Here is a 12,188-nt window from a genome sequence, read left to right on the forward strand (position 1 = left end):
GAAAAAAGAGAGAAGAAAAGCCTGGAAAAACGCCTGAGAACCATCACTGTCCCCTTAAACCTTCTTCCTACTACGTTCCAACTTAATTACATTTTAAGCTCGATGAAAAGCCTGGAAAAGAGCCTGAAAGGGGCAAAACTGGGAAGAACTTAATATCGAAATAGAGGTAAGGAAAAAGGGTGAAAAGAGGGGGAAAGGCAGGTGGAGAAGGTATGGTGAGGAAATGGGGTGAGGGAAGAACTTAAAAACAGAAATACATAGTAGAGGTTAAGGTAGTAGGTTTTAGGTGTCCTTATCCATTAAAATCATCAAAATGGAAAAGCGGGAGCTAATATATTACATCATAAACAGAAGAATCGGGATACGTTATTAAAAGAGTACACTTAATTAGTGAAGAGCATGATCAATTGTTTTAGAGAACTACAACAATTATTCATGGTCATTTTTTTATGAATTATTAGGCGGAATTGATTGATTACAAAAAATCAAGAAAGACACTAAATTCAATTAATATGGTAATATTATATTAGAAAATTTAGAAAAAATGAGTTCTTTTACATAAGAATAATTAAAGAAAATAGGATATTTATTCTATTATTATTGAAGATATTTAATGAATGGAGAAAAGATATATGAATTATGAGTTAGAGGGAGGTAATAAAGTAGCAGATAAATTGTATGCTTCGGCGTTTGTATTATGCTTTGCTTCTGCATTAGTAACCAATTACTTATTTTTTACTCCTGTAGATGAAACTGTAGTAAGAAAACTTTTGCATACTTTTGGTGCAGGGTTTATTAAATTTGTTTGGGCAGGTGGCATATTTTATGCAATGATTGGCTATGGAGTTTTTGAGTTAATTAGTAGAATTTTTCAAAGAAGAAAAAGTTTGTCTACTCTGTTGTTATTAAATGCTTTTATGATTTTTGTAGGAGTGTCTTTCAATTATGTTTGGGATTATATTATGACTTTAATTACTGGAGCATAATGGTGAAGATATTATATTACAGTGTCTCTTTTATATTTCGAGAATGCTATAGAATGCATGTAGATATATTCTTCTTTAAATAAAGATTGGAGGTACTTCTGGAGTAGAAAAATATCAGAAATATATTTTGGAGATTGGCGAGACTATAGAGTCTAATAAAATTTACTATGGGTTTTCATTGAAATGTTTCTATTCAAACAAAAGAAGATTTATCGGATGGAGAATCTATTAAATGTCCTGAATATGGAATATCAAATACAGTAGATTTTTGGGATAGTCACAATATGGAGGAGATGGGGGTTAAGTCTAAATGCTTTGGTGAAAAGCATTAATTCATGTGTTTTCTATGTCAGCTTTCTATACAAAGGTAAGGAGAATGTTTAGTGGAACTAACTGAAGAACAGAAAATTGTTATTGAAAAGATTAAAGATAGGAAGATAACCGATATATATTCTTATATTACAGAGATTTATCAACCAGAAGCCTTCAAATATGATGAAGATAAAATTGAAGCGAAAAAGAAAGAAGACTATGAAAAAAACATCGATAAAATTGATCCTTATTTAAGCAAACAGCAAAAAGTCAACATGCAACATGACTTATTACGTGGTAACAGTTTTGCTTATTCGGATTACACTGAAGATGAAATTGAGGAAATGAAGAGAAAAATGAGTAATTATAAAGTTAATTACTCAGATTTTGATAAAAAAATAGTTGTAAAAGGTGAAAATATTAAAATCAACACTCTTAGAGAAGAAGTCTTTTTGATTGAAAATTTATACACCAAAGTTTTAGAGTTCTTAAGCCTTTGGAATTTATTAGAGAAACATCAACTGATTCTATCAATACCAAAAAAGATAACGAAAAATGATGCAAAGATTTTCTTTTCAAAAATTAGTAAAAGTGACTCTTTGTTAGGTAATCAAATTAAAGTAGATGAAGAAATTATTCCATCAAATGTTATAAAATTATCACCGATAGAATTTAATCTGCCTGGGAGTTTTAATGAAAAACATTTTTATAAGAAAAGTGATATTGAGTATGAAAACGTGCAACTTGGAATAGATAAAGAATCTTTAATGGTTGTAGAAAGTCATATTGATAAAAAAATTCTTGTATTACCTAACCTGCTGACTTTTGTTCAAGATAAATATAAAACTTCAGATGAGAAAAAGTATTTTTCTGAAAAAAAGCGAGCTAATTTTGCAATAGGAACATCAATATTAATTGCAATCATATCTTTTGGATTAAGTTACTATTTGGCGGTCGATAGTACAAGGTTTTGGAAAGAAAACGAGCAGAATCGAAAAGAGCAATCTACTATTATGAACAGTAATCTTGAAAATATAAATGATATTTTATTAGAGGCAAATCAAGAACTTGAAGAGATTAGAGATTCTATTCAAAATGGAAATGAAGACTTATATGAAAAAATTAATCAAGTGAACACCAGTATGAATACTATTAAAGAGGATATCGAGGCTATTAGCGAGAGATAAGTTCGAGTTTGATAAAGAGTATTTAATTTTGACTCCCTTACCTTTTACCCTTACTATGTCCCCATAAAAAATAGCGTTCCAGGGAGGGATGATACACGATGAAAAAACAATATTTTAATCTTATGCAGTTCTTCGAGGGTTATGTACGGAATTACCGAAGAATGAATTTATCCCAATTACATAATCGCTCCATGTTCACTAAACGGGAAATAGATTACTTTGCCAATCTTGGAGAGATATTGGGCTTTGATACATTCGTAGAAGATTCTAAGTTTGACAAGACCAAAGGGCGTTCGAGACCAATGGATATGTCTTGGTGGAAGTGGGATGCTCGAATTGATGATGAACATTTCTTATACTTGGCTTTGCATTTAGAAAGAGAAAATGTTTGGAGTAAAGATGTCGATACGATTGAAAAGCTATTTTCTCAAACAGAAGAAGGTTATATTCCTCATAATGTGATAGGGATACAATTCATAGAAACGGCAGATAAAATTGAATTTCTTAACAGCTTAATCATTCAAAAAAATTCTATTCAAAGTTCTAATGTTTTAATGGTTTATCGCTATTATGATACTGAATTTGAATTAGATCGAGTTTGTGCATATTGCTTTACTCCAAAAGGATTAAGCGAGATAAGAACTGCAATCTGTAAGCAAGATGATTCAGGATACTGGTACATGAGCTTTGATGAAGAGTATGCTCCATTTCAAGATAAGGAACTCACTAATTCAGAATTAAAAAGATAAATAGCGTAGATGAAGGGAAACTGAATGCAGGCGATTACGCAACATTATAATTTGATTCTTATGATGGTTTAGAAGCATCTAAGAAGTATAGGAGAGATGATTTCAATTAATAAAAAGACTCCATTTGATCGTACCAGAAGTGACGAACCTTTATTAAAAATCCTGATTCATACAGATTCTATTGCTAAGGATTTAATTAATAAAGACAGAATAATTGTTTCGTTATTACAAATGTCCTATTTCCCTTTTCTCGAAATTCATTTTACCCCAACGCTTAATGCAAAGATTTTAACGGTTATGTCTGATTTTGGTGTTGAGCCATGTAAATATTGTTTTTATGAAGATGCAAGATCACATGTCACACTAAAACATGTAAACTATGAAAGTATTATTAGCTTTCATAATAGTAAAGACAAGCTAATGAGAGAAATAAGTGATAATAGTAAGGTTAAAGTGATAGATTTATTTGCAAGGAATGACGAATTTTATGATTACTTTATCATCGCAAAAGATGATGGATTATATCAATCGAATTCAAAACAGTTAACAGATGTTCCTCCAGAGGAAGCTATTGAATTAATAAGGATACTTTTAGTAAACCTTGGTTATTTCTATGTTGTTCCAAGATTTAAAATTAATGAAGGGTATTATTACTTATATAGGTTTAAGAAAATATTTAGCGAATTTCAACCCGCATGGTCAATTGTAGTGTCTGGACAGGGTTGTGGCATTAGTGATGAAATAATGAATCAATTTGATAGCCTATCACAACGGTTAGAATTCATTTGTAGGGCAACAGATAAGGTAAGTTACTATTCTTTAAAATATGCAAATAATGACACACAAGATAATACTCTTTATCATTTAGGATATTTAATTATGTTAATTACTGGAGCTTTTGATGATTTAGCATGGATATTGACTCAAATTTATGAACTCAAGCTCAGTAAAATGGAAGTAGTTTTAAAAGAACCTGTAAAAAAGACAAGGTTCTATGAACAGCTTCTGGAAAAAAACATAAAGTTACACGACTTTCTTACTTCAGATTACACACAAAACGTAATTAAAATGTTTTATCCTATCAGAGATACTCTACAACACAGACAATTTGTAAAAGGCATGAAATTTAGTAGTAACAGTGGCTATGAAAATAATGTCTTTGCTTTGCCGAAGCATACGGTAGACATATTGAAAAATATAACAGAAGATACAAAGGAATATGGTTTGGTTTTTTCACATCAAGATACGTTTTTGTTTGACTCTCACGTCTTTGTTTCGAAGGTAACAGAAAACTTTGCGTATATTGTTAATAATATACTTGCTTTAATAGATTGGGAACGAATTATTGCTTCATTACCATTGGAAATAGTTGAACAAATAAAAGATTCACACAAAAAATACGAGGAAGGAGTATCAAACTTTTTAGGATTTGGGGAAACACCAATTTACTTTTAGTAAATCGTGCATAAAGGATAGTTGTTATACGAGACTTGGATTATTTGAAAATGGAATTCTGGAACTTGAGTCTGTATATTAAGGATAAATATTAAATAAATTTAGTATTGAAAGGTGATTCATTTGTTTGATGTATTAGAAGTTTTATATGATAAGGGTAAGGAAAATGAGGAACTTGAAAATTCATTAGTAAATTTTTTAGTTCCTCATTTTCAATCTGAACAAAGTGTCAGAGAGTTTATTGCTGATTGTTATCAGTTTCCTACTCATGAAACAAAACGGGCATTACACCAATTATATAGATTTATGGCATTATCTAACGAGTTTGAAACTTTAAAAACTGGTTCTGTTAAGGATGGATTTCAAGTGTTTTTTTGGATTATTGCAATTGAGGCAATGAATAAAGCTACAACACCTCTATTGAAGAAGCAAAAAATCCAAATCGTTAGGGACTTTTTTAAAGATAGCATTAGCAGTGACGATCAGAAGATACTTATAAAAAATGTAATAAAACATACGTCTCCAATTGGAACAACAACAATTGAGATTGTTGCTGATATGTTTAACACAGTTAGAAATATGGTAGCTCATGAAGGGATATACTGGATGTTTACATTTCCTTCTAATTCAGGAGACTCTAACTTGTGTATTATTCCAAAAGAGAAAACATCACAACTTTCTACTTATACTATGGGAGAGGGAAATTTAGAAACGTTTACAATCTCTTTAGCTAAAGAAGAAGTGAGAGATATTATTATAAGAGGTGCTTTGAATTACTTGAAAAAATGGATAGATGACAGAAAGTGATAATTCTTAAAGTAGAAGAGAATCTATTTCACTTATTTGTGTTTCTAATAAAAGGGGTTATTCATATGGCAAGAAAAGTTATTCTGAGCAGAAAGGGATTTGACAAATCATCTGGAGGTAAACCAAGTCCAATACTAAACGGAAACCTAATTTCTCTCCCTATCCCACGTGCAGGAGCAGATGATTTCTATAGTGATTTAGCGATTTCACCAACAGAAAGTTATTTGAATGTTATGCAAGAATTGGGGATAAAGCATCATTATGAAGGACATTTAGATCCTGATATTCGAAAGTCTATTTTACAAAATAGACCTATTGAATGGAGAGGACTTTTTGGACAGAGCGGGCCATCTCAAGGAGTGTTAAATAAAATGAAAGTCGGAGAGGAGATATTTTTTTATTTTTTGGTTGGTTTAAAGAAGCTAAAAAAGTAGATGGTAAATGGAAGTACATACATAATGCTCAAAATATACATGCGATTTATGGCTACTTGGAAGTTGATGGAGTATTTGATATTAAGAAAGGTGAAGTTCTGCCGTCATGGGCAAAGTACCATCAACATTATAGAAATAAGGAAGAATATGAAACAAAGAGAAACGTAATTTATATGGCTACTGAATCCTTTACGACCTCCGCAGACAAATTAGGTTATGGTGTGTTCAATTATAATGAAGACCTTGTACTTACCAAGAAGGGTTCAAATAAGAGATCTTTATGGGAACTTCCTTCTTGTTTTCAGACAGAGAAACAAAATTTTAAATGTGGACTAAGCGAATGGAATGTTAATAAAGATGGATCTGTTGAGGTACAACCATTAGGACAAGTCCAAGAAATATTTGTTAGCGAGAATCCAGAGGTCGTAGCTTGGGCTGAGAGTCTAATCACTAATAGTTCAATTTATCAATAAAAAAATCTGCATTATCACCTAATATTTATAATAAGACGGGCTTGCGTTATGCTTGCCCGCTAAATCAAAATTAGGATACTTTCTTTATAAAATTATACAATAAATTTCCAGGACTTGTTTTTGAATGGTATTCATCATTTTCTGCTTGCCCATCGCTAAAAGAAGGTGTTTCTACGTCTATATCTAAATTAAGATCTATTTCGTAAGAACGGCGTAATACTTGATGAAAAACCGCTTTTTCTAATGTTAATTCTAAACTATTTTTATCAATCCCACGTTCTTTACAAGCATCTTTAAATTTTCTACCTTCATTGTAAAACTCGACATCGCTGGAAACGCAAAAAATACAATATCCTTGTTCGATGACTAATTTTCCCTTCTATGATTACTTCTTTTACTGTCTTAGGAGGAGCTGACTTATTTAAGTACATTACAGATGAAGAGTCTCCCTTTAATAAAGAATGGTATAATTGGCAACTTGGGATGGGAATGGGGAAAATTACAATGGTCTTGATATAAACTAAGGAACGATACATATAAAAAGTGTCTTTAGTAAAAATATCACTTTATCCGACGGTTTGCTTAAATTAGTCCAGCCTACCTTCGGAACTTCAGTTAATTTAACATAAAAAAGTTATACACAGTCTAATCACAACACTTTAATTACTTACGCATTTATTTTATTTCTGCTACGATAAACCCATTATGAGAGGAGGACACGGAATGCCTAAAATATCAGTTTATCTTCCATTAAGCCATTACCTTGAGCAACAAGTTTCTGCAGGGAAAAGTTTAGTGAAGCTATCTTTTAATGAAATTGAAAACCTAATTAAAGGTGAATTACCCCCAACTGCGAGAAATAATAGGAATTGGTGGGCAAATTCTTATAACGAAAAGTCAAGACAGTGCAGTGCTTGGTTAGATTATAATTGGATAAAGGAAGATGTAAAACTTAAAGAGGAATATGTGGTTTTTCGATATAAGACATAGACTTATATCTAATCATAAGAATGAAATTTCAGTTGAATAGTTAGCATTATTGGTGAAAAGGAAAGTTTTCTACATTATCCTTTACGGAATAGAGAGACCCCCTTCTTATTAATGAACGCTTGAAGCATCGTGTAAAGAAGGGTATCTATCATATACAACACGCTAATAACTTCAATAATCGCTTAAAAGGATGGTTGGAACGTTTCCAAGGTTGTGGGAACACATTATACGGTAAAAGAAATTTAAAATTTTGAAACAGCTGTTTAAGGACGGATTTTGATTAAATACCTGTTTTAGATGAACAATAAGCTGAAATAAATTATTTAATTTTGAAGGAGATTTAATATGTGTTATGAAGAAGTCAAGTCTATGAAGTTTTTAATGGACAAGCCACACTATTTTAACGAGCGTGATAAAATTATCAAAAATACAATTTTTAGCTATTTGGAAATAGGGTATGTCCCTCTCGATACTGGAGATGAATTTGAAGGAGAATCATTGATATTAGTTGATGATTGTGTTTATATTGTTTGCCCATGGATTGATGATGAATTCGTGGTTGAGAGTTTTTTTAATAGCATTGCAACGGATTTTAAAATAGATTTAGAAAAAAAGCAATTAGTTAGTAATGCATTATCAGGTCTCAAAGATTATAGACCTATTAACAATAGGACGATTAATGACATACAAGAATATAAAAAAACATACCGTAGAGCAATTTTGGAAAGTGAAATTTTTAAAGAGACTATTATCCATTTACAAAGCAAAAGTAAAGTATCAACTTCAATTGGCTTTATAAATCATAGTGAGGATGATAGTTCTGTACTGCCGTATCAATGCTATGTTTTGTTAATTGATAATGAAGCAATTGTAATAAATATCTTTGTAGATGTTTACATAAATAAACCACATGAACTACAAATTGATAAATATAAGTATTATATTTCAGAGTTAGAAATTAAAAATAATAATATTAAAATTAATTCTTACTCTCTACATAGTAATAAAAACTTTAACATTTCTAATGAACAGATTAGTTTTATAGAATTGCATAATGAAAAACTATTTGAAATTAATAATGAAAATGAAATTCGGAAGGAGAAAAAAATTTTGAAATTAATTCAAAGAAAAGCATTAGAGCTTACGAGTGAAGTTAACGCAAAAGAGTTATTATTAAATTTTATTCGAAAATATACAAACGATTATTATAAAGACTTAAAAAATCATGTTTTTATATCCTTAGAAGAGAATATACATAATCTTCCAAAAGAATTTATTGAAAAATTAAATTTATTAATAAGTCTTTTCAGAAATAAAGAATATATTAAGAATGAAATTGAAGACAAGTACGACGTATATATATTAACTTTTGCATTGCAATACGCATCTATAATTTTTTATTCGGATCGTTTTAAATCAAATTTCAAAGATTATATAAAAGATACAACTAATATGACTTTGACAGAAAGCTTATTATATTTTTTTGAAATTACGGGTGTTCAGATGTTTGAAATAAATAATGAGCTTATACACTATTTAATATCTAAAAAAATGATCATTTATAATGAGGATTTATCAAAACAATTAACTGCAATTAATGAAATTTTAAAGGAGCATGTAGAAATTACTAAATTAGCTTTATTTGAAAGATCATTAATGAATGAGTTTGAATCATCAATAACGATTAATATGATTGATGAGATGAATGGTTATGAGTTTGAATTATTTATAGTAGAATTATTTACAAAAATGGGCTTTAAAGCAGAGGTTACTAAGGGGTCTAATGATCAAGGAATAGATATAATTGCACGTAATTCTATTGAAATGATCGGCATTCAAGCAAAGTGTTATAACATTGAAAATAGAGTAACAAATAAAGCTGTGCAAGAAGTATATACAGGTCTAAATTATTATAATTTAAGGAAGGGTATAGTAATATCTAATTCCTGTTATACGGAAAGTGCAAAAGAGTTAGCCCAAAAAAATGATGTTATTTTATGGGATAGAAACCATTTAGAAAAATACTTACAGTTATATTTTTAATGGCTATGTAAAAGGAAAAGGTTGATAAACTGAAGCAACATTTTAGTTCAATAATCATGAAATGTTAATCTTTAATAAAACATAGAACGACCACCTATAGTCTATAGGTGGTCGTTTTTATTTACAGAGAGTTTAATAGTCCTCTGTGATTATTTTTCGGTGAATTCACCTCACTGGAAACAGCATAAGCCTCCATGAAGGATGCATCGTAAGGGATTAACAACCTTTTCAATGTTTCTTTTTCTTGTAGTTTAGTTAACCATATCTTTTCATCTTCAGGTCTTAAAATCACAGGCATACGGTCATGTATATCGGATACTAACGAGTTTGCTTCCGTTGTCAAAATCGTACAAGAATGAATGGTTTTCCCCTCTGGAGACTTCCATGATTCCCATAAACCCGCAACGCAAAACTTCATCGGATTTCATTTTGATTCGCACGGGTGTCTCACCACAATCTTGCTTTTTCCACTCGTAGAAAGAATCCATTGGTATTATGCAACGTCTTTTAATAAAAGCATTACGATAACTGGGCTTTTCATCTACTGTTTCAGAACAGGAAAGGCAATAAAAAATCTGCTTGAAGAGTATAGAAATAGAACGGAAAGTTAAAATGACATTCGAGCAATCGAATCCTAAAAGAAAAGAACTTTAGAGAAACATAGATATCAAAAAGGAAAAAGAAACGAAGATGTTAAAATAAAAAGGAGATTTGTTAGCAAGGTAAAGAGGTAGGGATACCTAAATCTGAGGGAATTGGGGTGAAAGGAGACTGTGGTAAAAGTATGAATAATTGGATATGATCTTTTTTCTCCTTACTCCTATTCTTTACTAACTAAAAATCTTTACCGAAAACAAAGTTTCGTAAAGAAAGCGGTAAATTTCGACTTTTAGAATTGTGTTATTTTTAATATTAGAAAATGAATCATATGATTTTTTTATCTATAATCATATGATCCATGCACTTACTTATACTAATCTATGTTGTGAACATCTATGTCCCACCAGAAATCCTGTTCCTCATTTTTAGAGAAATCGGATTTTACTCTCCAAAATTCATAATCATGTCTTTCGGTAATACAATCATGGCAAGTAAATTCTTCATTTATATTAGTTAGTGAAAGGATGTTACTATTCTTATCCTCTTCATAGTCATTAATTTCACCAATATAATGAATGTTTGGCATAGTTGCATCATCGTGGGATTTAGGACTTGAATTCGCAACAAATTCTTCACCATTTTCAAAATATATATTTATATTTGGAGTATAAATTTGATAAAGTGATCTAAGCATCTGTATTGAATCGTTTCCGCCAGATCCATAGTATATAAGGAAGTTTTCAATAAAGAAAATTATTTTATCGATCTCTTTTATATAACTGATTCTTTTATCTCCTTTAAGTTTTTTTAATTGTAAGAGTAATTTTTTTCTTTGCTTATCATTTTTATCTACTTCAAAATTTATCCATTCAAGTGGTATGTCCTCATAAGTTTTATTTTGGTAACAGAATGTAACAAAAACTTGAGTAAGTAATAATTTTTTATTATGTTGTTCTAATTGATCATTTGCAATAAACTGATTTAATTTTTTGTGATTATAAAATCTTGGTGATGCTGAATTTGTCTTGCCATAATAATGAACAGTTACTTCATCCTCATATTCAAGGTTCATTAAATATATAGGACAGAAAAATCCAAAATAACTTGAATTTTGCTTTTGTATTTTGCAATTTACAAACTCTTCGTGAGTAATTCTATGAGATTGAGCTTTAACTTTAGATTTTACATCTTCAATTTCTAAAACTGATCTAATGATTAATTTATAGGATTTAACTATAAAAGAATTATTTAGATCAATAATTTCAGAGTCAATCAGATTTTGAATGGCTTCTATTTCCTCCTTATCATTTTCATCTTTTGGATTAAGTTTTTTTAAATCATTAAGGTGATCATCGATGTGTATTCCTTCAATATCTAATGGCTGGAAATCACTTGATTTTATTTGCAATTGATCTCCAAATGACAATGTAGTCAAATTAATCTCTCCCTTTGACATATTCTTGCTATTATATTTCCGTTTTTTAATTATACATTTTAATTTTTGAAATTTGTGCAAATTGTCATTATTCATAGAAAAAAGATGGTGTACTAACAATTGAGCAGTTAAGGTCAGTGTTAAAAAAGGATATAAGATCTTGAATAGGGATAAATAATAAGCTTACGCATTATAATTATAAAGAATAAAGAGATATATATAGCTATTATTTTTTGTAATCCTTACCCCTTAATTCTATTATGTCTCCACGTTTTTAAGTTCTTCCTTCTGTAACAAAGTTCGTACCTGCTGATATTAAGTTGGTACGCAGAGTAGGAAGAAAAGCAGGAGCAGAATAACAAAATAGCTCGAAATGGAATCAGAGAAGCGTACCGTTGGTACGCCACTCTGGTTCTTTTTTTATGCCCGAAAAAGTTGATGAAAAAAGGGTTTGTCGCCTTGCAAGCCTGAGAAAGAAGAGGGGAGAAAAGCCTGAAAAAACGCCTGAGAACCATCCCTTACCCCTTTATCCCTATGCCTACTACGTTCCAACTTCATTACATTTTAAGCTCGTTTAAAAGCCTGAAAGAGAGCCTGAAAGGGGCAAAAAAGGGAAGAACTTAATATCAGTAGAGAGATAAGGAAAAAGGGGTGAAAAGAGGGGGGATAAGAATTGGAGGGGAAATGGGGTGAGGGAAGAACTTAAAAACAGGAATA

The 12,188-nt window shown here is 30.4% G+C and carries 8 protein-coding genes and 3 pseudogenes; 9 read left to right on the forward strand and 2 right to left on the reverse strand.

From position 1 onward, the window contains the following. The first annotated feature begins 632 nt into the window (after positions 1-632). The 9 genes and pseudogenes from BLR36_RS05105 (at position 633) to BLR36_RS05145 (ending at position 9,436) form a co-directional block, all read left to right on the forward strand. Entirely contained in the window at positions 633-986 is a 354-nt protein-coding gene (locus BLR36_RS05105) for a hypothetical protein (protein ID WP_093060642.1), read from the forward strand. Between the two features lie 383 nt (positions 987-1,369). Then, entirely contained in the window at positions 1,370-2,485 is a 1,116-nt protein-coding gene (locus tag BLR36_RS05110; protein WP_093060643.1) for a hypothetical protein, read from the forward strand. Positions 2,486-2,583: 98 nt separating this feature from the next. Further along, on the forward strand, positions 2,584-3,234 hold the full coding sequence (locus BLR36_RS05115) for a hypothetical protein (protein WP_093060644.1): 651 nt from the start codon (positions 2,584-2,586) through the stop codon (positions 3,232-3,234). Positions 3,235-3,330: 96 nt separating this feature from the next. Beyond that, positions 3,331-4,689, forward strand: coding sequence for a hypothetical protein (locus BLR36_RS05120; RefSeq protein WP_093060645.1), 1,359 nt, complete (start codon positions 3,331-3,333; stop codon positions 4,687-4,689). Between the two features lie 123 nt (positions 4,690-4,812). After that, a complete protein-coding gene (locus BLR36_RS05125; RefSeq protein ID WP_093060646.1) occupies positions 4,813-5,496 on the forward strand; it encodes a hypothetical protein in 684 nt (227 codons plus the stop codon). Between the two features lie 65 nt (positions 5,497-5,561). Further along, positions 5,562-6,403 (forward strand): annotated as a pseudogene (locus BLR36_RS18980) (hypothetical protein). 723 nt (positions 6,404-7,126) lie between these two features. Further along, positions 7,127-7,393, forward strand: a complete 267-nt coding sequence (locus BLR36_RS05140) for a DUF7662 domain-containing protein (protein ID WP_093060649.1) — start codon at positions 7,127-7,129, stop codon at positions 7,391-7,393. Between the two features lie 107 nt (positions 7,394-7,500). Further along, a pseudogene (locus BLR36_RS18535) lies at positions 7,501-7,605 on the forward strand (IS1595 family transposase); the annotation flags it as partial. Between the two features lie 133 nt (positions 7,606-7,738). Continuing rightward, positions 7,739-9,436, forward strand: a complete 1,698-nt coding sequence (locus BLR36_RS05145) for a restriction endonuclease (RefSeq protein ID WP_093060650.1) — start codon at positions 7,739-7,741, stop codon at positions 9,434-9,436. Positions 9,437-9,557: 121 nt separating this feature from the next. Here the strand turns inward: BLR36_RS05145 and BLR36_RS19215 are convergent. Both BLR36_RS19215 and BLR36_RS05155 read right to left on the reverse strand, forming a co-directional pair. After that, positions 9,558-10,050 (reverse strand): annotated as a pseudogene (locus BLR36_RS19215) (SOS response-associated peptidase). Between the two features lie 359 nt (positions 10,051-10,409). Then, on the reverse strand, positions 10,410-11,471 hold the full coding sequence (locus BLR36_RS05155; protein ID WP_093060651.1) for a hypothetical protein: 1,062 nt from the start codon (positions 11,469-11,471) through the stop codon (positions 10,410-10,412). Between the last annotated feature and the right edge of the window lie 717 nt (positions 11,472-12,188).

The organism is Psychrobacillus sp. OK028 (assembly GCF_900103605.1).
Taxonomy (GTDB): domain Bacteria; phylum Bacillota; class Bacilli; order Bacillales_A; family Planococcaceae; genus Psychrobacillus.

Bases quoted from the DNA above. Each gene is read 5' to 3' on its own strand.
- BLR36_RS05105 (WP_093060642.1), top strand. From the start codon at position 633: ATGAATTATGAGTTAGAGGGAGGTAATAAAGTAGCAGATAAATTGTAT.
- BLR36_RS05140 (WP_093060649.1), top strand. From the start codon at position 7,127: ATGCCTAAAATATCAGTTTATCTTCCATTAAGCCATTACCTTGAGCAA.
- BLR36_RS05115 (WP_093060644.1), top strand. From the start codon at position 2,584: ATGAAAAAACAATATTTTAATCTTATGCAGTTCTTCGAGGGTTATGTA.
- BLR36_RS05145 (WP_093060650.1), top strand. From the start codon at position 7,739: ATGTGTTATGAAGAAGTCAAGTCTATGAAGTTTTTAATGGACAAGCCA.
- BLR36_RS05120 (WP_093060645.1), top strand. From the start codon at position 3,331: ATGATTTCAATTAATAAAAAGACTCCATTTGATCGTACCAGAAGTGAC.